General features: G+C 40.6%; 21 protein-coding genes. 12 read left to right on the top strand and 9 right to left on the bottom strand.

The annotated features are described in order from the left end of the window. The first annotated feature begins 487 nt into the window (after positions 1-487). From pylS to RE474_RS06605, 5 genes are read left to right on the top strand one after another with little or no spacing between them, the layout of a single operon-like run. Entirely contained in the window at positions 488-1849 is a 1362-nt protein-coding gene (gene pylS, locus RE474_RS06585; protein ID WP_309312165.1) for a pyrrolysine--tRNA(Pyl) ligase, read from the top strand. 9 nt (positions 1850-1858) lie between these two features. Continuing rightward, positions 1859-2950, top strand: a complete 1092-nt coding sequence (pylB, locus tag RE474_RS06590) for a methylornithine synthase PylB (RefSeq protein ID WP_309312166.1) — start codon at positions 1859-1861, stop codon at positions 2948-2950. Next, on the top strand, positions 2947-4050 hold the full coding sequence (gene pylC, locus RE474_RS06595; protein WP_309312167.1) for a 3-methylornithine--L-lysine ligase PylC: 1104 nt from the start codon (positions 2947-2949) through the stop codon (positions 4048-4050). The genes pylB and pylC overlap by 4 nt, the downstream gene beginning before the upstream one ends. A gap of 2 nt (positions 4051-4052) precedes the next feature. Continuing rightward, positions 4053-4838 carry a 3-methylornithyl-N6-L-lysine dehydrogenase PylD gene (gene pylD, locus RE474_RS06600; RefSeq protein WP_309312168.1) on the top strand — a complete coding sequence of 262 codons (786 nt, stop codon included), beginning with the start codon at positions 4053-4055 and terminating at the stop codon, positions 4836-4838. Between the two features lie 44 nt (positions 4839-4882). Continuing rightward, positions 4883-6505 (top strand): methylamine methyltransferase corrinoid protein reductive activase, encoded by a 1623-nt coding sequence (locus RE474_RS06605; protein ID WP_309312169.1) that lies wholly within the window; start codon positions 4883-4885, stop codon positions 6503-6505. Between the two features lie 48 nt (positions 6506-6553). Here RE474_RS06605 and RE474_RS06610 read toward each other — a convergent pair whose 3' ends face one another. After that, the gene (locus RE474_RS06610) at positions 6554-8140 is read right to left on the bottom strand and encodes a DNA-directed DNA polymerase II small subunit (RefSeq protein WP_309312170.1); all 1587 of its coding nucleotides are present in this window, start codon (positions 8138-8140) and stop codon (positions 6554-6556) included. A gap of 147 nt (positions 8141-8287) precedes the next feature. On the opposite strand from RE474_RS06610, the gene RE474_RS06615 reads away from it, so the two are divergent. Next, on the top strand, positions 8288-8851 hold the full coding sequence (locus tag RE474_RS06615; RefSeq protein ID WP_309312171.1) for a S24/S26 family peptidase: 564 nt from the start codon (positions 8288-8290) through the stop codon (positions 8849-8851). 100 nt (positions 8852-8951) lie between these two features. Here the strand turns inward: RE474_RS06615 and RE474_RS06620 are convergent, their stop codons facing one another. Beyond that, entirely contained in the window at positions 8952-10187 is a 1236-nt protein-coding gene (locus RE474_RS06620; RefSeq protein WP_309312172.1) for an ORC1-type DNA replication protein, read from the bottom strand. 867 nt (positions 10188-11054) lie between these two features. Between RE474_RS06620 and mfnA the strand changes: the two genes are divergently transcribed. The 3 genes from mfnA to RE474_RS06635 all read left to right on the top strand — a co-directional run bounded on the left by mfnA (position 11055) and on the right by RE474_RS06635 (position 15092). Then, positions 11055-12230, top strand: coding sequence for a tyrosine decarboxylase MfnA (gene mfnA, locus RE474_RS06625; protein WP_309312173.1), 1176 nt, complete (start codon positions 11055-11057; stop codon positions 12228-12230). Positions 12231-12547: 317 nt separating this feature from the next. Then, positions 12548-13639 carry a CBS domain-containing protein gene (locus RE474_RS06630; RefSeq protein WP_309312174.1) on the top strand — a complete coding sequence of 364 codons (1092 nt, stop codon included), beginning with the start codon at positions 12548-12550 and terminating at the stop codon, positions 13637-13639. Between the two features lie 34 nt (positions 13640-13673). Next, positions 13674-15092, top strand: a complete 1419-nt coding sequence (locus RE474_RS06635) for a TraB/GumN family protein (RefSeq protein WP_438861583.1) — start codon at positions 13674-13676, stop codon at positions 15090-15092. 76 nt (positions 15093-15168) lie between these two features. Here RE474_RS06635 and RE474_RS06640 read toward each other — a convergent pair whose 3' ends face one another. The 4 genes from RE474_RS06640 to RE474_RS06655 all read right to left on the bottom strand — a co-directional run bounded on the left by RE474_RS06640 (position 15169) and on the right by RE474_RS06655 (position 18362). Beyond that, on the bottom strand, positions 15169-15792 hold the full coding sequence (locus RE474_RS06640; protein WP_309312175.1) for a superoxide dismutase: 624 nt from the start codon (positions 15790-15792) through the stop codon (positions 15169-15171). 236 nt (positions 15793-16028) lie between these two features. Further along, positions 16029-17336 carry a DUF2238 domain-containing protein gene (locus RE474_RS06645; protein WP_309312176.1) on the bottom strand — a complete coding sequence of 436 codons (1308 nt, stop codon included), beginning with the start codon at positions 17334-17336 and terminating at the stop codon, positions 16029-16031. 37 nt (positions 17337-17373) lie between these two features. Continuing rightward, on the bottom strand, positions 17374-17733 hold the full coding sequence (locus tag RE474_RS06650; protein ID WP_309312177.1) for a nuclear transport factor 2 family protein: 360 nt from the start codon (positions 17731-17733) through the stop codon (positions 17374-17376). A gap of 29 nt (positions 17734-17762) precedes the next feature. Then, positions 17763-18362: a transglutaminase-like domain-containing protein gene (locus RE474_RS06655; RefSeq protein WP_309312178.1), complete on the bottom strand. Its 600-nt coding sequence runs from the start codon at positions 18360-18362 to the stop codon at positions 17763-17765. Positions 18363-18582: 220 nt separating this feature from the next. On the opposite strand from RE474_RS06655, the gene RE474_RS06660 reads away from it, so the two are divergent. Continuing rightward, positions 18583-19392 carry a winged helix-turn-helix transcriptional regulator gene (locus RE474_RS06660; RefSeq protein WP_309312179.1) on the top strand — a complete coding sequence of 270 codons (810 nt, stop codon included), beginning with the start codon at positions 18583-18585 and terminating at the stop codon, positions 19390-19392. 55 nt (positions 19393-19447) lie between these two features. Here the strand turns inward: RE474_RS06660 and RE474_RS06665 are convergent, their stop codons facing one another. The 3 genes from RE474_RS06665 to RE474_RS06675 all read right to left on the bottom strand — a co-directional run bounded on the left by RE474_RS06665 (position 19448) and on the right by RE474_RS06675 (position 21197). Continuing rightward, the gene (locus RE474_RS06665; RefSeq protein WP_309312180.1) at positions 19448-20281 is read right to left on the bottom strand and encodes a hypothetical protein; all 834 of its coding nucleotides are present in this window, start codon (positions 20279-20281) and stop codon (positions 19448-19450) included. Positions 20282-20397: 116 nt separating this feature from the next. Then, positions 20398-20769, bottom strand: coding sequence for a hypothetical protein (locus RE474_RS06670; RefSeq protein ID WP_309312181.1), 372 nt, complete (start codon positions 20767-20769; stop codon positions 20398-20400). A 44-nt stretch (positions 20770-20813) separates the two neighbouring features. Next, a complete protein-coding gene (locus tag RE474_RS06675) occupies positions 20814-21197 on the bottom strand; it encodes a hypothetical protein (RefSeq protein ID WP_309312182.1) in 384 nt (127 codons plus the stop codon). Between the two features lie 273 nt (positions 21198-21470). Here RE474_RS06675 and RE474_RS06680 point away from each other — a divergent pair, with 273 nt between their 5' ends. Continuing rightward, complete coding sequence (locus RE474_RS06680; RefSeq protein WP_309312183.1) at positions 21471-21887, top strand: hypothetical protein; 417 nt, start codon at positions 21471-21473, stop codon at positions 21885-21887. A gap of 28 nt (positions 21888-21915) precedes the next feature. Beyond that, positions 21916-22446 carry a hypothetical protein gene (locus tag RE474_RS06685; protein WP_309312184.1) on the top strand — a complete coding sequence of 177 codons (531 nt, stop codon included), beginning with the start codon at positions 21916-21918 and terminating at the stop codon, positions 22444-22446. Positions 22447-22586: the final 140 nt, after the last annotated feature.

Consider the following 22586-nt stretch of genomic DNA (forward strand, 5'->3'; position numbering starts at 1 on the left):
ATGATATTGTGTTCTCATCCTCTGTATAGAAAAAGTCTACTGCACATGTTTTTTGACAGTAGCAGCGAAATATTAAACCGCCTTTGTAAGATTACAACGCCGTTGTAATCTTAAGTAAGGTTTAGGATAAATAGCCACAAACGATTCTACTTCTTAGTAGTAATGATCAGGTTTTTCCGTCAATATACGGTAGCAACAGACCTGATCTCAGTCAAATAAAAAACGTAATCAAAAACTATATATACTACAATATTTTTCTGCATTTAGAAAACTTTAAATACAGAAGATTATGAGCAATATATATATATGTCGATGACTAAGATTAAAATGTTCCTGTAATCTGACAAGATTCAGGAAATTAACCCGATAACAAAATCAACGGAAGCAAAATCATGAACCACTACAACAAAACCCACAACTGGGTACTGGCATTCCTAGGATTTTAGGAATTGATCGGAAAAAAGCTTAGACTCCAGGAGCTGTTAGCATGGAAAGAAAGCCACTTGATACACTTATTAGCAAAAATGGATTATGGGTGTCACGCAACGGACATCTTCACGGGGTGAAGAAGTGTGAGACATCACAGAAGTATGTAAGAATAGAAATGGATTGCGGAGAGATTATCACTGTACGCAATTCCAGAACAAGCAGGTCCGCAAGGGCCCTGAGGAACCATAAGTTCCACAAACCCTGCAAACGCTGTCGTCTGACAGATGACAGGATTAACGAATTCTCAAAGAAGATCTCAAGGGATGAAACTGAGATCAAGATCGTTCGCTCGTTCAGACTTCCACCTGAAAAGCCTGCCGAGACTGTTAACGTAAAACCCGCAGCAGCTGTTGAAAATAATACACCTGCAACTCACATTCATAATGAATCACGGGCTGGAGTGACTGCCGATAGTTCCACCTACCACAGATCAGCTTCGAAACACAACACAAGCGATTCCAGCCCTTCAAAACCTAATTCTAATGCCAGTGCTAACTCCAACACTAAGGCTAAGAAAACATCTTTCCAGCCACAGCAACCCAAGTCAAAGAAGACTGAGTTCACACCACTGCAAAAGAACAGGATACTCTCACTTTTAGGTCCCGGAGAAATGATTTCATTCTCAAAGGAGAAGAGATCCTTTGCAGAACTTGAATCCACCCTGACCCTCCAGCGTAAGAAGGACATCAGGGAAATGTACGAGGACAGTCGTGAAAATAATCTCGGAAAACTTGAGAGAATAATTACTGAGTTCCTCGTTGACATGGGCTTCCTTGAGGTCAAGTCCCCGATACTCATTCCTTTCGAATACATGGAAAGGATGGGAGTTGGTGAGGACAAGAAACTCTCAGAGCAGATATTCAGGGTCGGAGACAACATGTGTCTGCGTCCAATGCTTGCTCCCGGACTCTACAACCACCTGAGAAAATTCGATAATGTACTTCCTGATCCTGTCAGGATTTTTGAGATCGGTCCCTGCTACCGTAAGGAATCTGACGGAAACAGCCACCTTGAAGAATTTACAATGCTCAATTTCTGCCAGATGGGATCGAACTGTACCAGAGATGAACTTGAGTACCTGATCAAGGAACTCCTGGATTTCCTGGGAATTGAATTCGAGATCGTTGCAGACAGCTGCATGGTCTATGGTGACACCATCGATGTGATGCACAAAGATATGGAACTCTCATCCGCCGTTGTTGGCCCCGTTCCAATGGATATGGACTGGGGAGTAAACAAACCCTGGATAGGAGCCGGTTTTGGTCTTGAAAGACTGCTTAAAGCAAAGCATGATTTCAAGAACATAAAGCGTGCAGCCAGGTCAGAATCATACTACAACGGAATAAGCATCAATCTTTGAGGTGGAACCATGATAAAGGATATTAATTACTGGGATCTTGACATTATTGCTGAAAATATAATAAACGGACAGAAGCTCACCGACGACAACCTAAGAGAGCTCCTTTCCCTGACAGAAGAAGAAGACATCGAAAAGCTGCAATACGTTGCAAGAAAAGTGAAGGAACGCTATTTCGGGAACAGGGTATTCCTCTACAGCTTTGTTTACTTCTCAACCCACTGCAAGAACAACTGTGCTTTCTGTTACTACAACAGATGCAACGAAATACAGCGCTATCGCCTTGATCTGGAAGAGATCCGCAGCATAGCAAGAGCCATCAAGAACGAAACCATCCACATGGTAGACCTTACCATGGGAGAGGACCCTTATTTCCATAATAATCCTGAAAAGTTCGTTGATGTTGTAAAAGCAGTAAAGGAAGAAACAGGTCTTCCAATAATGATCTCTCCTGGAGTTATGGATGACAGAACTCTCAGCAGGCTGCATGAAAGCGGTGCTAATTTCCTTGCACTCTATCAGGAAACACATGATGAAGAACTCTACCGGAAACTGAGGGTAGGACAATCCTTTGATGAAAGGAACCATGCCAGGGAATTTGCCAGAACCAACGGTTACTGTGTTGAAGACGGAATCCTCACAGGTGTTGGAAACGATATCGAATCAACCATAATTTCACTTAGAGGAATGCAAAAGGGAAATCCTGACATGGTTCGTGTCATGACCTTTGTTCCACAGGAAGGAACACCTCTTGAACTGGTGACACAGCAGTCCAGCCTTGCGGAGCTGAAGATTATCTCAGTCCTGAGACTGATGTTCCCTGACAAACTCATACCTGCATCCCTTGACCTTGAAGGAATCGATGGCATGGTAGACCGCCTGAATGCAGGTGCAAATGTTGTCACATCTATAATATCCGCAGATTCCTCACTTGAAGGCGTTGTCAACTATGACAGGGAACTTGAGGAAAGGGACAGGGACTCAAAGAGCGTTATCAAGCGCCTGAAAAGCATGGGTATGGAACCTGCAAGCCAGGCTGAGTTTAACAGGATACTCGAAAAGCAGCATGTAACTCCTGTAAGAATCCCGGTGGCCGCACTATGACATCAATATGCATAATAGGTGGCAAGCTCCAGGGTTTTGAGTTCACTTATCTTGCACACAAGGCAGGTATGAATGTAGTGCTTGTGGACCGCAGGGAAAAGCCTCTCATACGCAAGGTTGTTGACAGTTTTCAATGCTTTGATGTTGTCAAAGAACCTGAAAAACTGATAGAACTCTCAGAAAATGTGGATGCTATCATCCCTGTGAATGAGAACCTTGAGACAATAGAGTTCCTCAGGGATATAAAGGACAAGCTTGCATGTCCTGTGCTATTTGATTTTGATGCCTATCATATCAGTATGGACAAGAAGCGATCTAAGGACTATTTTAAGTCAATCAATATACCAACTCCTGCGGACAAGCCAACAAGCCCGCCATATTTCGTGAAGCCTCCATGTGAGAGCAGCAGCATCGGGACATCTATAATATATGATGACGAGGGTCTGGAAGGACTTGACCCTTCAATGCTCATCGAGGAATATGTTGAGGGTGATGTGATTTCCCTTGAAGTGATTGGTGATGGAACTCACTTTTCAGTTGTAAAGGAAACGAAGATCCATATCGATGGCACCTACGACTGCCACATGGTTACTCCTATTGATAATTATCCTGAGTTCAGGAAAATAACCTATGAGCTCGCAAAGAACCTCAATCTCCGGGGAATAATGGACGTTGAAGCAATAGACAGCTCCAGGGGACTCAAGGTACTGGAAATAGATGCAAGGTTCCCAAGCCAGACTCCCACAGCTGTTTATCATTCTACCGGGGTCAATCTTGTGGAGATGCTCATGCAGGCATTTCTTGGAGAAGTTCAGGAAACTGACATGGTTCCTGAAACTAACTATTGCATTTACGAGCACCTTTTACTTGAAAATGGAGAACTGAAACCTGTTGGAGAGCATGTGCTCTCACAGGGAGACGAATATGTGCAGTTCCATGAATCAGAAGGACTTGAGATATTCGAATCCAAGGGAGAGAACAAGAACAGTGTTTTCACCCTGATAAGCTACGGAACTGACAGGGAAGAGACTGAAAAAATAAGACAGAGCGGAATGGAAATGATCATCGGTCATTTCCTGAACAGAGAACAGGAGGAATAAAAATGGCACTTTTAACACCGGAAGACCTTGAGAACCTTTCAATGCAACTTGAAGAGAACGATGAGATTGCAAAAAGGGTTACTGGTCTTGATATCAGAGGTATATGCGAAGCATTATACGGTACAGAACCCGGTACTGAGAAAGTAGGAATTATTCCAATCACTGCTGGTAATGGTGTCATCAGTAATTTCACATCTTCACTCCTGTTCATAGTCCGGTATTTCGGCTTTGAAGGTTTCATAACAGAACACCCTGATGTCACAGGCTATTATGAAGCAGTTTCTCAGGGTGCTGATATTATAATGATGGCAGATGACCACATCTTCACCGCCCACAACCTGAGAAATGAAAAGATAGTTAGCAATCATGTTGCAACTGGTGTGGTATATGCTGATATCGCTTCCAGATACAAGGAAGCCACATCAAAAGATATACTTGTAATCGGACTCGGAAGAGTAGGTTATGCAGGTGCCTGCCATCTTGTGAATAAGGGATTCAATGTCTATGCATGCGATCCGAACAAGGAATTCCTGCAGAAGGCTGTGAATGAACTGGGAATCAATCCCTATTGCAGCGATGACAGGAAGAAGTTTTCAATGGTCTTTGAGGCAACACCAAATGCAAACACCATATCCGAAGGTATGATCGAGGAAAGGTGTCTTGTCTCAACCCCTGGAATTCCCTGCGGACTTCCACCTGAAATCGGACAGAAGTATCATGTTGATCTTGTAATGGAGCCTCTTGTAATTGGAGTGGCTTCAATGCTGTATTCTGTGATCCAGAATTAAAATTGTAAGTATTAAGTCTAAATTGGAAATGGAGTGCTGAGAAAATGTATGTGATTTCCCTTGACCTTGGAACAAGTGGTTTCAGGTCACAGCTTATCGATCTTGAGAAACAGGAAACTGTAAAGACTGTGATCACAATGGGACACCCGCTTCCTGGTGGAAATGTAATGGACCACCTTGATTTCGCTATTGTCACCGGAACGGATGTAGCCCACAGGCTGATGATCGAAACAGTAAAGGAGATACTGATAAAATTCAATGTCGAGCCTGAGAAGATACAGCGCATAGCGGTCTGCGGTAATCCCATACAACTCTCACTTTTCCAGAACATGGAGATAAGAGACCTTGCATACGCAGGTGAGAACAAACAGGCATCTCTTGGAGTCAAGGATGTGAAAAGGGATGCGAGGATATTCCCTGCCAACGAGCTCTTCGGGGATATCTATCCAATGGATAACTGTGAGATAATAGTCCCACCTGCCATCAAGCATGAGATAGGTGCAGATGCCCTTGCAATGATGCTGGAAACTGATTTTATTCACCAGACTGAACCCTGTCTTGTTACTGATTACGGCACCAATGCCGAGATGGCACTCAAAATTGGCGAGAGAATAATAACTGCAAGTGCAGCCGCTGGTCCTGCAATAGAGGGACAGGGAATTGCATGCGGAATGCTTGCAGGTCCGGGAGCTATCAGTGATGTGAATAGCGAAGGTGACTGGTGGCGGCTCACCATACTGGATGATACAATGACTCCCATTAAGGGGCCGCTTGTTGACCCTATTACCGGAGATTGTATCGAAGGGTGTATTGTGAGGCCAAAGGGAATCACAGGCACTGGTGTTATCTCTACAATAGCACTTGCCCTGAAGGAAGGACTTATAGAAAAACTGCCACATCTTCCCAATGGCAAGCTCATACTGGGAAATAATATCGTTATCAGTGATAAGGATGTGGAGGAGGTGGGCAAGGCTATCGGAGCTATCAGAGCCGCACACATGACACTTATGGTGGAATCCGGAATGAAATATGAGGACCTGAGATATTCCTACATGTCCGGAGCAACAGGTACCTATGTGGATGCTGACAAGGCAAGACATATCGGTTCAGTACCCGGTTTCTCAAAAGGTATAGTCCAGTTCGGTAACACCTCCATAGGCCTTGCAAGGAAGATAGCCATTGACAGATCCAAGCTTGATGAGGTCATAGATATTGCAAAGAAGATACAGGCTGACCATCTGATGATGGCCACAAGTGAGACATTCAAGGACATATACGTCTGTGAACTTTCAACATGGCAGCATGGAATGCCTGCCGAGATGTATGCTCAGATGCTGGAAATGTATGGTATTCCTGTATTCCCGCAGGACCTGGAAAAAGTGGATATTGAAAAAAGGGTTTCAAGAGATATCGACGATGTGGGCTATCTAGGTCTTGATATTGTAAAGGATATCGGAATCACACTTGAAGCTCCCGTAGAAAAATGCATACTCTGTCAGGAGTGTGTGGAAGAATGTCCCGAGGATGCACTGGAAATAATTGAGGAAAACGGTGCAAGGATCGTCAATATCGATAGTCAGCATTGTCTTGGTACGAGCTGCAGACGTTGTGTAACGATCTGTCCTGAGCAGACAATGAAACATTCATTGTTGAAGATAAAGGAATAGTTAATGATAAATCATTAAGTTTCCACTGGAAATTGACGGGTTATCAGATCATTCGTTAAACTTCAAAATTGTTGTTTTAAGGGTCTCAAGATCCACCACCGGCACCTGTGCAGGTGTCGGGACAACATTTACTCTTTTCTGGAATTCAGTCTGGTCCTGCCAGGTGCCTGAATTTATCAACAGGACATTCTTGTACCATTCAACTCCCACTGTATGAACGTGACCGCAGTGGAGAATGTCCGGTACATTACTGATAACAAAATAATCCCTTTTTTCAGGTGCAATAGAAACACGACTTCCATAGATTGGTGACAGGTGCCTGAACTTCATCATTTCCACCATTGCCTTTGTAGGATCGGTGTATGATACACCCGGAACTGAAGCCACCAGGTCATCGATGGAACGTCCGTGGTAGAGCATCACTTTTACACCATCAAGGTCAACAATGGATGGATTACCTACAAAAGTGACATTCTCAGGGAAATAATCCCTGATGCATTCGGGCAGTCTTGGCTGCGGTTCAGCCTGACGTACTGCATCATGGTTTCCAGGAGAAATAATGATCTTGATGTGTTTTGGGATCATATGGAAATATTCACCAGCTTTCTTGTACTGGTCGTAAACATCCATGATCGAAAGTTCCTCTTCCTGGCCGGGATAGATGCCAACGCCGTCTACAAGGTCTCCTGCAACAAGAAGATAGCGTATTTCTTTTGAAACTGCCAGCAGAGCTTCGTTATCGGTATCGCCGTTTAGAAAATCAATGAACCTGTCCCAGGGTTCTTCAAGGAAAGTGTTACTTCCTATGTGAATATCTGATGTAAGAATCGCTTTTCCAAAGCTTCCGGTCTTTTTCGGGTTCACTGCAGGAAGGTCCGGAAGTGTGACTTTCTGAGCTATCATAAGATTGCCGTCATTTGTGAGAGTTCCCGTAAATCCCACAACCTCGTCCAGTACAAAGTGACTGGCCTGCTCATAAAGTTCCTTGTCAGCCGAGCGTATGAGAACGGAAAATGAACCTGTGGGGTCTTCGACCTCAAGGATCTTATGACCATTGCTGGTGCTTTTCATATCAGATATCATTCCGATAATGGAAACTTCTCCTGCCTCGCGGCTGCCCCTGAAATTCGTTCCTTTACCTTTTTTCAGGCTCTCAATAGGGCGGGCCGTTATTCTTCCACGGATTATATCGCTGAGTCTTGTGTACCTGTTCCTGAAGAACTGAACGAATTCCATGTATTCACCGACACATGTTGAATTGTCGCTAATATCAGAAACTACAGAAAGAGGACTGTCTACATTACAGTAATTACTCTTAAAACCTGAATACATTGAAGTTGACTGGTAAGAAGAATATGAATCATATGTATCATACGAATCATCGAATGAACTGTCTGGTTCCGGGGAAAGCTCTTCTGATAGCTTAAAGGTTTCTTCATTTACATGAAGGGAAGAATTGAAACCTTCCAGATCGATGTGCTCAACATCAATAACAAGCACTGAAAGATCTATATGCTCAAGTACGTAAGCCACAAGTTCCCCGGGGGAACAATGAGAACATATAAGGTCCACTGCTTCAGGACTTATCTGATAGCCTTCTTCAATAAAGGCTGTAAGGACATCAATTTCATTCATGGTGATGAGATTCGCATTCAAGTATATTTTGTTTTAATAAAAATATGAGAAATGTTTTATAAGGGGAAACATTTTATTTTTTGCAATTATATTCCATAACTCATTAATAGATTCTTTCATTGATTTGGACGGAAGACAGGTAAGAATATGAATTTAAAAGAAACCTACCATGTTTTCAAAGAAAGTGACAATTTCTTTGTTTCGCTTGCCCGGGACATCCTGACTGTTCTGTTAGCTGTATTGATATTTGCAACTTTCTCTCAGATCGTTTTCGGTATGTGGACACCTATGGTTGCGGTAGAATCCGGAAGCATGCAACCCCATATGAATATCGGTGATATAATATTCATCCAGAACATCGACAGGACTGAAATAGTTACTTACGAAGAAGGCATGAATAACAACTACACTACCTTCCAAAATTACGGTAATGTAATTCTTTACAAACCCTACGGACAGGAAGGTGTGACACCAATTATTCACAGGGCTATGTATTATGTTGAAGAAGGAGAGCCTATGTGGGACGGTGGGCCTGCCGCGCCTTATGCCGGTTATATTACAAAAGGTGACAACCAGGTAACCAATAAATACTATGACCAGCAGGGACAGGTGAGTTACCTGATGCCTGTTAAGGAAGAATGGGTAATAGGTATTGCACGCTACAAAGTTCCATATATAGGATATTTGAGACTGCTACTTTCCGGTCTCTAATAGAAAATCAGGAACTAAACACTAAAAAGCTGAAAAATAGGAACATCAGATCAAAAAATCAGGAATATAAAAGTTGTGATCTTTAAACTTAGATTTAAGTTTAAAGATGCAACTGTGTTGTGAGGACAGGTTTGAAGAACTCAAGTGGTTTAAGCCTGTAATCCTCAAACAATACTTTTTTAGTACTGTTTATCGGGACACTTAATACAATCTCTTTTGTCCTGCCGTATCTTCCTTTGCTTACAACGACAGCATTTACAATACCAAGCATATCAAGCTCGGACATAAGATCTGTTACCCTGCGCTGTGTTAGAATATCCATATCCACCTGAAGACATAGCTGTCGATAAACATTGTAGACTTCCCCGGTCGTGACGTTCTTGTAACCGTTGTTCCTCAGAAGCATTACGCTGTAGAGTGCAAGTTTGGACTGGGTAGGAAGGGTGCGCACAACTTCAATGACACGATCGACTTCAATCTTTTCCTGAGCGCCTTTAACATGCTGTTCCTCGACATGGGATTTATTTTCCCTTTCCGCAATTTCTCCTGCAACTCTGAGAAGATCAAGAGCGCGTCTTGCATCACCGTGTTCCTGAGCTGCAAAAGCAGCGCAGAGAGGAATGACCATTTCATCAAGGGCATCAGGCTTGTAAGCGATCTGAGCTCTTTCATGAAGAATATCGCTAATCTGATCAGCATCATATGGCGGGAAAATTATTTCTTCCTCTCCAAGGGAACTCTTTACTCTTGGATCGAGGAATTCTGTGAATTTCAGATCGTTGGAAACTCCGATCATACTGACCTTTGCATTTTCAAGATCAGTGTTGATCCTTGATAAGTTGTAAAGAACGTCATCGCCTTTTTTGATCAGTTTGTCTATTTCATCCAGAATTATAATGACAACCTGTCTTTCGTTGTCGATTGTTTCCTTGAATTTAAAAAAAACCTGGTCTGTAGGCCATCCGGTCATTGGAACATCTTCACCGAACTGGCGGGTAAGGTTCGCAAGAAGCCTGTATTGAGTGTCAATAACTTCACAGTTAAGATAGACAACTTTACAAGAAAGACCAAGTGATTCTCCTTTTCTTTCAAGTTCAATTCCAACATGTCTTGTTACAGCTGTTTTTCCTGTGCCGGTCTTTCCATAGATAAGAATATTAGAAGGTGTATCTCCCCTGAGCGCTGAAACAAGAATAGACGCAAGGCTATTGATCTGATCGTCACGGTGGACAAGCGAATCAGGAGTGTATGAATGTCTTAAAACCTCTTTATTTTTAAAAATAGGTTCATTTTCCAGTAATTCCTGGAACAGGCCATCTAATGATTTACTTTGCATTTACTTATTTCACCCTATCCTTAAACTTACAAACCGAACTCAAACATCCGATTTGTTTTGGATAAGAACCACCAACCAAGACAAATCAAAACAACTGAAATCTGATTTGAAAAATATAAATCAAATTGCATGATTGAAATGATTGATTGGATTTACTCTCTCAATTCCAAGTGATACAATGGAAGTGGTGCTTATTAATGTTTATGGTTTAGACCCCTCCATTTCAACTGGAATGTTATATAAAAGTATCATAATGATTTGAAAAAGATATCAGTGGACTTTATTATTGACTTGTAAAATGACAAGATTATAAAGGAGAGGACTTCATGTGGAAGTAAACCCCTTTATTTCGACTGGAATGTTTATAAAGAACAGAGACCCTATGATTTCGTATGGAAGCTGAAAAAAAGATATGACTATCTTTTTTTTAAATTTATAAAAAAAGATGGCAGTGTATGTATCGATATATTACTATATAAGCTTTTCTTTATTTTAAGTTAATTTTAACAACTAACTTTAAAATAAATTATAGAAAATAAATCAAAAATAGTTGAAGTTAACTGAGTTTTCCAAAATCAGGCTAAATTAGAAATCTCCAGTTGAAATAATGGGGTAGCACATATCCATAAAAATCCATTAGTATTTAGAAAATAAAATTTGATAGTCAGTCCTATTAACAGAAAAATCAAAAAAATGTTTTGAAATCCGGATTTCCAGTTGAAATCATGGGGTTAGTCTGATAGAATAAATGATATCATTAAACCAAATCAAAAAGTCAATTAGAAATAACAAAATCTTTCCAATTCTTTCTTTCAATCCATTTTGTAACACAATTTTTTTAAGCATCTTCTTTTATTCATATAGCAAATGAACGAAACCGGCCTATCTGAAGAGGAAATACGTAAAATCTTAAACGATTCTAAAGGTAAGGACCTGAAATACGAACGTGTGCTGAGTTCCATGTGCACTTATCCGCACAAAATAGCTATTGAAGCCCACATGCAGTTCATAGAATCAAATATGGGTGACTTTGGTCTTTTCAGGGGAACGTACAATCTTGAGAAAGAGATCTTGAGTTCAATTGGAGATTTGCTCCATAAGACCAATGCTGTAGGTTATATGACAACAGGCGGCACCGAGTCAAATATTCAGGCTATTCGTTCAATGAGAAATCTCTTTTTACAGAGTCCAGAGTATCAGAAATCTGCGAGCAACGGTCAAAAATGCGCAAGACCAAATCTTGTGGTACCAGACTCAGCTCATTTTTCATTTGACAAGGTTTCAGATATTCTTGATGTAGAACTCAGAAAAGCAAGTCTTGATGATGAGCTAAAGGTTTCAGTTGAATCAGTAAAGTCATTAATTGATGAGAACACCATTGGCCTCGTTGCAATTGCAGGTTCAACAGAGTTCGGTCAGGTCGACCCTATAAAAACACTTTCGGATATTGCCCTAGAAAAAAATATTTTCCTTCATGTCGATGCAGCATTTGGAGGCTTTGTTCTTCCTTTCATGGAGAAAAATTATGAGTTTGACTTTAAATTACCTGGAGTAACATCCATAGCTATTGATCCTCATAAAATGGGTCTTAGCACAATTCCGGCAGGGGTTCTTCTTTTCCGTGATTCTCATCAGCTTGAAAGTCTTAAAGCTGATACCCCATATCTTACTGTTTCAACACAGTATACATTAACCGGAACCAGAAGCGGGGCTGCAGTTGCAGCAACATATGCTGTTATGAACTATCTTGGAAAAGCAGGTTACAGGAAAACAGTTTCCAGATGTATGGAGCTTACTGATTATCTTCTGGATAAACTTGCAGAGATGGATATTCATCCGCTTATCAAACCAGTTATGAATGTAGTTGCACTGGAAGTTCCAAAATGCGATATTGTTAGAAGCAGGCTGGCGAAGGAATTCAACTGGCAGGTCTCCATAACCCAGAATCCACACGGACTTCGTCTTGTTATCATGCCACATGTCAGTTTTGAAATGATAGACTCTTTTGTTTCTGATCTGAAAAAAGTCCTTGACACTCTTTGAAATCCTCTTTGATTTTCTGTTTATGAGTTTCCAGAATGCAAAACACAAAACAGAAAAAAAGAGAGGAAATAATGAAAATCAAAACAAAAAATTGAGGGGATGAGGCTTGATGACACCTGGCCTTGAAGCGTGTAAGGCGTGTGTTCATCTTGCCTGTTCTAAATTCTAGTATGTCTTTGTTACTTATACTCCTGAGCCAAGCGGAGTGAAAGTATTCAGAAGTCCTCATGAACAATTTTCAGGGAAAATTTAGAGAAAATAATGATTATTTTCAGAAATAAGTTAAAACTAAATATTAACCCATCTAAAATACTGTCATGAATTCTTCATATAAGATCGGGAGCATAATGGGAATACCCATAAAAGTGCACATCACTTTTCTGTTCATTCTTCCTATTTTTGCGCTTGTATTCGCAACAAACCCACAGCCTTACGGTTTTGCGAATATTGGTTCGACTGCAATGACCTATGGATTGTCGCTTTTAACAACCATACTACTATTTGTTTGCGTACTGCTCCACGAACTTGGTCACTCCTACATTGCTAAAGGCTACGGTGTTGAGATTAAAGATATAACACTGATGTTATTGGGTGGCGTATCATCTATGGAAGAAATTCCAAGGGAGCCTTCCCAGGAATTCAAGATGGCATTTGCAGGACCACTTGTAAGCCTGATAATAGGTTTCGTTCTTCTGGGACTAAACGTAGTTGCTTCTGCTTACGTGCCGTCTTACAGTTCAACCTGGTTGTCTTTAATGGTAGGCATCCTGGCTTCTATTAATATAATACTGGGAATTTTCAATCTCATTCCTGCTTTTCCTATGGACGGAGGAAGACTTCTGCGTGCCTTGTTAGCGAAGAGGATGAACTATGTACAGGCAACTCATTTTGCTGCTTCCTTTGGTAAGATGTTCGCTTTCATGATGGCTGTAATTGGATGGTTCTACAATCCATGGCTTATATTGATAGCTGTTTTTGTTTTCTTCAGTGCTTCAGAAGAAGACAAGTCGACTACTGTTACAGTCAGTCTTGAGAATTATAAGGTTTCAGATGTTATGTCTAAAGATGTGATCTCAGTTGAACCGGAGATGACAGTTGAGCAACTCTCGCATTTTATGTTTGAGAACAAACATCTGGGATATCCTGTAATAAAGGGCAATTCTTTAAAAGGGATTGTAACCTTTACAGACATACGTAATGTACTGCCACATGAGCGCTATGCGGTTCTTGTATCCGATGTCATGACAAAGGATGTTGTAACATTGCCATCAAGTGCCAGTGCGGCAGAAGCATTCAAAGTTATGACGATCAATAATATAGGACGGATTCTGGTTATGGATGGCGATAACGTTACAGGCATCCTTTCAAGAACCGATCTTATGAAATCTCTGATGTTATTGACCGAATGACCAGGTAGTTCTACAATCTTAAAGAGGATCTACATTGAAACATGATAATTTAAGTGATTCCCAGGAAAGCTCTTCGGATTACAGTTACACATCAACAAACGATGATATGTATTCTGAGGACTATTCTGAGAGTTCATCGTTTTCCAGTTCAGGGCCTTCTGAGATCCAGATTATAAAAGAGGTTATCAAAGGCGATGTACCTGAAAAACCTGTATCTGAAGGTGAACCTGAAAATACTGACAGGCCCAGCGAGATCATTCTTGTGGGAACAGCCCACGTCTCTGAAAAAAGTGTCAGGGAAGTTAATGCTACAATCGAGCGTGAAAAGCCGGACATAGTTGCAGTTGAACTCTGCCATGCCAGGTATGAAGCTCTCAAAGGTAATGTTCAGAATTCTGACATTCCGGTAAAGGAGCTTCTCAAAGAAGGCAAGGTCTATTTCTATCTTGTTCATATGCTGCTGGCACATATCCAGAAAAAATTCGCGGATGAGATGGGTGTGCAGCCAGGTGCTGAAATGATCAGTGCCATTGAGGCTGCTGAAGCCAGTGGCGCACAGGTTCTTCTCATTGACAGGAATGTTCAGGTAACGTTGCAACGTTTCTGGAGCAAGATGGGTTTCATAGAGAAACTGAAGATGCTCGCCGGACTTATTGCTGCTGTTCTTGGTATTGGTGGCACTCAGGATATCGACATGGAGACAATAACCAATCAGGATATAGTTTCCATGCTTGTGGAAGAGTTCAGAGATACATCTCCAAATGCTGTCAAGGTTCTTATTGACGAAAGAGACGCATACATGGCCAACAATCTTGTAAAGGCAGCAATGGGCGGCAACAAGAAGATCGTAGCTGTTATTGGTGCTGGTCACAGGGCAGGTATCCAGCGTTATCTTGAGAACCCGAAGACAATTCCCAGAATTAACTATGGAGTCGAGGCCCCGAAGAAGAAATTCAGCATCATGAAGCTTTTCGGCGCTTTGGTGGTCGCAATTGCTCTTGGAACATTTGTATTGCTGATTCTTTCCGGAGTTCCACTGGAAACACTTGCAATTGCATTTGCCTGGTGGTTTATCATAAATGGAGTGCTGAGTGCAGCAGGTACAATTCTGGCCAGAGGTCATCCTTATTCGGTTCTGACGGCTTTTTCAGTCGCATGGCTCACGTCCCTTAACCCGATGATGGCAGCAGGATGGTTCGCAGGTCTGACCGAAGCAAAATATCGCCCTCCTACAACCGATAATTTCAAGGAGCTTATTGAGATTGAAACAACTGAAGACATGATGAAGAACAATCTCTTCCGTGTTGTCCTTGTGGCAGCCCTTGCCAATCTTGGAAGTATGATCGGTACTTTCCTTGGCGTTTATGTAATGCTTCAGATCACAGGAATTGATCCTCAGGAACTTATCCGCAATGGAATAAGTGCCGGATTTGCAGCTCTTGGACTGGGTTAAATCAAAAAGGTGATAAATCTCTGTTGCTGTTGGAATCCAGACCTTAGGAAAAACAGCATTCATCAGAGATTTTCAGTTATTCCATACTGAAATTTTTTATCTTGACAAACCACTGGTTTATTGCCTCCCAGTCGACTATGTTCCAGAAGGCATCTATGAATTCATTCCTTGCATTTTTGTAGTCAAGATAGTAAGCGTGTTCCCACACGTCTATATCCATAATGATTGGGAAATCCGGTATCAGATTTGTATTGTGTTTCTCTATTTGCATGATACCTAATCTCTTAGTATCGTTACAGAAAGTCAGTGCAGCCCAGCCAGAGCCCTCTACACTTGAGGCTACCTTTGTAAATTCACTCTTGAACCTTTCAAAGCTTCCAAAACTCTCCTTTATCGCGTCATATAATTCACCTACAGGTTCTTCACTTGCTTTTTCTGCAGGGGTCATCTCCCACCAGAAATAACTATGGAGCACATGTCCTCCCAGATTGAACGATAAAGACCTTGCAGCGGTCTTGGAGTCGAATTCTGTTCCGTCTTCTACAGCCTTATCCATCATTTGCAATAATGAGTTAACGTTATTGACATAGGACTGATGGTGCTTTTCATAATGTATACGGAGTTGTTCTTCTGAAATATATGGTTCAAGGTCTGCATAACCATATTTCAGTTCAGGTAACTTATACAATTCTTTAGTCATATTTCCTCCCGGTTTGCAAACTATTGATAGCCAAAGCTCATATCAAAGTCTGCCAACTACTCCCCCTGTATTATTTACAGAGAATCTATATCTTAGACAAATCTGCATGGTATCTCCCCTGATACGCATCTCTGAGCATATTTTAGATTAAATATTATCAGGAATGCAGAATAAAGTCCCTAAAAATAGTATCATGCAGGAACGATATAAACCTATGGCTCTGGAACGCTGATGTTTTATCTGGCATTCTTCTTATCTGCCAGCTCCTCAAACTTATCTGCAAGCCTGTAGGATATATTTGAAAGATAAGCAGTTCCCCAGGTTGCTGCAAGTATCGCTCCTAAAAGATCGAACACAAGGTCCAGCATAGTATCACCAATTCCATGCTGGGCAAGTATGGCATTGTAACCAAGTGTCGATGTGAGTTCGTCACTAAGGAACTCGATAATTTCCCATATTACTCCCATTGCAAGTACGAATATGAGAATAAAAATAAAAAGCACTCTTGGAGGTATGTAGATTTCATCAACGTAGATGTCAATGGCTCTTATCAGGGTATATCCGGCAGCAGCAACCACACTGGCTGAAAGTGCATGGGTTACGTGGTCCCAGTTGTCGATGTAGTTGTAGAATTCAAAAGTTCCGATAGTATGCAGGAAGATAGCCAATGTGAGCCATAGTACCAGTCCTGTGTCCTGCTTGATATGATATTTGCGTGTGATCATATGAGGTACAAAAGTGAGGATAAGTCCGGTTGTTGCATTTATTGTGGTGGACAGGTCCTTTCTGAGAATTCCAAACAGCAGTAGCAGTATTAATCCACCTTGCAGCATTCTGACTGCTAATACTTGTGTTTTGTCAGAAATGCCAAGAAGTCTTCGTATGGGAGCTGGTGGCCTGTGTGTGATATAATCATCAGTTTCTACTGAAATGTGAGTTGGCACGTCAACAAGATATGAATTTCCGGCTGACATGAAATACCACCCGAACAAAACTCCTGCAGCAACTCCGGCTATTGTGGCATAGATGAACTGTTGCATAACGGCATCGTTGATCGCATCAGGTGAAAGACCGCTAAGTAGATAGCTGGTCCCAAGATAGATGTCCAGCAGCCATTCAATAAGATGCCACAGTCCTGATATTGCAAGTGTGGTGACGATAACAAGCAGTATTGCAAACTTGTAGGTCATCTTAACCGAGGTGAACCAGTTGATCTCAGCCGCCAGAAGCAGTGCAATGGTTGCAACTGAAACGTAAAACGGTATACTGGTGGAAAAGAAGTACCATGCAGTTGAACTTCCAACTATTGGCAGGATGACCAGGAAAATAAAATACCATGACGGCATAACTGAGAGTTTACGCATCCTGATGGCAGGTGTTATTATTATACTTATGACAAAAGCGATCAGTATGGTCCACATGAACCTGCCGTAGATGAAGTTACCTATTCCAAGCAGTGCAAGAAGCAGGATCATTGTCCAGCCGACAAATGCATTAAGAGAAGTATTTTTCAGGATTTTGCGGAGTTTGTCTATCTGGACCATAATTGTTTCTTATGATATGTATGAGAATTAGTGGTATTTATTCCTCGGGTATCGGAAGCCCATGCTGTCTCAAAAATGATAGCTTATCCCAGTATCCTCTCTGAAAAACTATCTTATCATTTACGACATGGAAAAATCCACATCCACTAAGTCCAAGAGGATCTTTCCACTCCAGAATTGCCCATTCACCATCCTGAAAAATATTCTCAACTATGCAGACCATTTCAGCTCTTGCAAACTCTTCCTTGAACATCTTTTTGATAGCTTCTTTACCTTCCACCGGTTCTTCTGGTATCTGGTAATTCACGGCTGTCTCGCTGTACATCTCAGCAAGCACGCCTGAATCTGCATTGTTAAAGGCTTCAACCCATTTTTCTATAAGTTCTCTTGAACGCATGTATTCAAATCCTTAACTCTCTGTTCCTCTCATTTTTTGCTGATCAACGGAACATCTGGCAGGTTTTCGTAAACTTCATCATAGTTCTTGTATTTACTAAGAACTTCAATTACAGGTGGTATCGGGTCAGCCCATATTTCAGGTAGGTCAGCTTCACCTTCAATTCTGATTTCATATGCAAGTTGTTCATAGGGTGGGTTGAACTGGGCATTCACTCCTTCCTTATTTCCTCTCGCATCCATACGATACCAACCAAACTCTTCCAGATAAACAGAATTCAAGGCGTGCAGACAAAATGGTTCACCTTCTGCATTGTCATCCCTGCTCAAACGCTGGTAGCATATTCCCGCTGGAATTGAGTTTGCTCTGAGAAGTGCTGCAAGCAGATGGCTTTTAGCATAGCAGTAACCGGTTTCATGTTCAAGGACTTCGGATGCTTTTAGGGTGACAGGATTCATACGGTAGTCATGGCTGTGTTTAATCTCATCCCTGACGAACTCGAAACAGATTCTGGATATTTCTATTGGGTTCTGACTGTTGTCTGCGAGTTCCTTTGCTTTTTTCATGACGGCTAGGTGGTTAAAGTCGATGATTGGTGTTGGTCTTAAGTAATCCTGCATTGCTGTCATAGTTTCAACTATTGTAGAGATTTCTGTTATTTGAGAAAAAATGCACGGATGAATAGGAATCTGGAGAACAGTTGAACAATATGGCCATAAAGAATAAATAATATATTTGGATAAGAAATTTTCTTAGCAAGCTATTCAAAAAGGTTCTAACAACATTTGATGAGATTAGTTGATCGTCACTATATGCTAAGCTGTGACATTTGGACAAACTTAGAGAATTATGAGAATTGGTTCATTGATTAGAGCAGGATTAATCCTGATTATTATTTTTGGAACGATATTGACAGTCTGCACTTTAAATGGTGATGATGGCTACCGTGTTAAAAAAAGTCCATTTTTCTATCTATACCATCCTTCTGCATTGTTGCATCCATTTGGCGGTGGTGATGAGCACGAGTATATTGTCACTCCGGGGCATTTGCCCCTTGAAGAAGGTGATGTAGTTGATGACAGCGGTGCAGACAAGCAAATCACTTTCTGGGAATTACCTTTGTGGATACAACTATCTGTCATAAGCGGAGCTGTATTTTCCACGGTAACACTACTAAAATGTCTTCCACTTCTTCTCGGAAAAATACTAGCAAGAGGTACCAATCCAAAAATGCAGGAAATTGCCTCTTACATAGCTGAGAATCCTGGTTGTATGGAATCTGAGATTGCTCATGATCTTGACCTAAAGAGAGGTACTCTAAGGTACCATCTTTCAAGACTGTCCTCTGATAATAGAATACAGAAATTTAAAAAAGGCAAGCTAAAAAGACTTTTTCATATCACTTATTCTAAAACAGAAGAGCAAAAAGTGCTTCATCTTCATAAGAAGAACGAGAATCGTAAAAGGATAATCGAGATCATAACTGAAAGACCGGGTATTACAGGAAAGGAGCTTGCGAACTTACTCAAGATTGATAAAAGCACGGTTCATTGGCACATCAAAGAACTTCACAAGGATGATTTGATTGATTTCAAAAAGAATGGCCGTTATAAAATGTACTATCCACATGTTTCGATTTTATCTGATGATGTTGATTGAAATGAGTTTTTCATAAAAAAGAGATTCCATCCAAAAAGGATGGAGTTTCTTCAAATCAAGCTATTGCCATTCCAAAGCTTATGTATGCTCCTCCGTTAGCTGAGTCGTTATCGATGTATATATCAGCTGCAGAATAGTCATAGGTATCAGGTATAAAACTGTACGTACCAGTGATGTTATTATCAAGGGTTACTTTGAATATGTAACTTTCATCAGTGTTTTTCATCTCTGGAGGGTGTACATATTCATGAGGATCCAATGCATATATATTCGTGTATAGTAGTGTTCCTGTTGAATCAAATAATTCAACTGAGATTATATGTGGATATTCGTCACCATTAAAGACTATAAATTCCAGAGGTAACTCTTTTCCAGAAGGATATGAACTGTTTGTTGTATATTCAATGTCTGATTCTTTATAGGCCACATACACTGTTCTTTTAGTATTGTTGTCCATTACCCATCCTACTTGCTCAATCACGTATGTTTCAGTGTTTGAATAAACGGTTCCCAGAACAGTTTGATTGTCCATAGTAAAAAGGACGTTACTTGTTTCTTGTTGGTCCCTGACTATTCCATTGTACTGGTAGATAGGTTCCATTTCTCTTTCAACATCGATTCCGTCTTCATTTTGGAATGATTCATTCATTCCTTCGTTAACCCAGATACCAGGATCCATTTCTAAAACGAAACCTGTTCCTGCAAGATTGAGTTCCATTGTTCCTGTGTCTGCGGTTTGTTTAAATTCTGCAGGATCTATTGTGATTAGTTCATATTTTGTTATTGTTGATGGAATTTCAATGCTGCTTTCTTCATATGATGCAGGGTCAATGTTTTGAATATATCCTTCAGGATGCTCATACTTAGTGTTTCCAGAGTACGAAGTCACTGTGAGTATAAGGCTATGCATGCAATAACTAATATTGCGAGCAATATCAACAATCTGTTTTTACTGATTTTCATGTTCACTATAAAAACCCCTCAACTTCATTATTTCAGTCTCCTTTATGCAGTCATAAACCCAATTTCATAATATTCATCCTCGAATTTGACTACATAAGACCCCTTTTCGTCAAGAAAATCTATTGTTTTGCTCCATTCATGAGGATTTGCTTTTACATAACTCTGAGTATCTATCGCTTCTTTGAGTGCTGGATATTTATTTAGTTCTTCTTCCGTAACTATGACGAACTCGTCGGGAACAGTATCCAGCAGTCTGGCATCTATCGCTTTTGAATACATGTGGTTGTAAGCACCCAATGTAAAGAAGGCTGCAAAGAGCAGGAAAGATACGACAATCAACAATCCAAGTGCTTTTGCTATCGAAACATATGGATTATTCTTATTTTCATCGAGTTTTTTTTTCTCAATTGGCATTAGTACCACTTCTTTTTCTCAAGCAGTTCTCAATTTGTATAATTCTAGGCTGGGGTACCAATCTTCCTATCTCTCATTAATAGTATCCCGCCAAGTACAAGCAAAAATCCTGCTGGAAACCATAAATAACTCATGAATAGAAATCCAGCCAAACCCGATGCAATTATAATTAATGCAGAATTACGTACATTTTTCGATAATCTGTAAGCTGCTATGATTCCAATAACTGCAAGTGCTGTTGATGAAAATGTATAGATTGCCAGCACTGTGTCTGGGTCAGATATTCCCAGTACTGGTGTCACACCATAAATAAAGCCTATACCATTGGTAGGTATTATTCCTTTAATTATGCTAAATAGTCCTAAACTTACACAGATACCTAAAATTCCACCAATTATTGCCAGGTATCTCCCTCGGTTTTCGGTCATTTAATTACTCCATATTTTTTACTAAAATTACTATATTCTAAAATTAGTTCATAAATTAATTAAAAATTATATGTAATTTATTTATTGATTGTGGTCATACAATCCAACTAATATTTTCAACAGGGTAAAGTCAGGACCGGCAAACAGATTGGTTGGATGCATTGGCCATAAGAAATATATAGTTTACTAAAAAATTAATGCAAAGTTAAACCAATTTTCTGATAATATCGATTTGCGATAACAGGTGAAAGTCACTGAAACAGAGGAAAGGAAATGGAGAAAAGATACGTTGCAGCATTTACAATTACTTTTATATTATTGACAATTGGTTTTTTGACATATCTGATCCTGCTAAATATACTAAATACAGATGATAGCGAAAACGGCACAGCAGCTTTTCGAATCAAAAACAATGACAACGTAATCCATACAATAACAGTGAAACTACTCGATAGTGCAAATGTCTCTAAATTCAATCAGAAATATGATCTCGCTCCGGGTGAAAATATCTGGCCAACCCCGGTTGAACTTAAAAAAGCTACATACACATATGAAGTCACTCTGGATGGTAATATAACAAAGAGACAGATTACAGGAGAATACCCTGAAGATCTCAGCTTAGAGTTTCTGTTCATTGATATTAATGGATATCCGGAAGAAGCATTGGAACTCTCTATGACCATCGCATAGTATCTATCTAAGGATAGAGGTCTCCATCATGACAAACAAACCCAATGTTCTTTTAGTCTTCTTAATCGTTGCAGCACTTCTAGGAGCTTTTGCCTATTTCATCCAAGTTTACTATTTCGACACCCAACATGGAATGGCTCAGATAGATTATGCAATCAATGTTTCTGATGACAGAGAACTGGTTGGCTTTTCCAGCGATGTATTCATTGGTAAAGTAATCGAACAGACTGGCTCGTCAAACGAACCAAATCTTCAAACGCATTTCAGTGTAGAAATCATAGAATCGATAAAAGGAAATTCTACCGGAAATGTCACTGTAAAGCAGTTCGGTGGCTATGAACATGTGTTCATCTGGAGGTCTCTTACTCTTGCGGATGGAGATGAATTACTCCGACCGGGGGAAATCTATCTTTTTGTCACTAAAGGAGATGATGAAAGAGGCTACACTTTTGCTCCTACATATGGTAACCTTTTGATTGAAGATCAGGAAGACTATGAGCAAAAGAAATTGAGATTCCAGAAAGCATATGCAGAAGAGATTCCTTTTGAGTTTCCATAATTTCGGCTCGTAGAAATCCTGCTAATTGCAACTTTAACATAGCAATTTTAAACAACTGCATTGTTTCAAAAGTCATCAAGATGGCAGCACAGGAACGTGCCGCCTGCAGCGGGTGGTTGCCTTGTTCTTTGTTTGCCAAT

The organism is Methanolobus sediminis, assembly GCF_031312595.1.
Lineage (GTDB): Archaea > Halobacteriota > Methanosarcinia > Methanosarcinales > Methanosarcinaceae > Methanolobus > Methanolobus sediminis.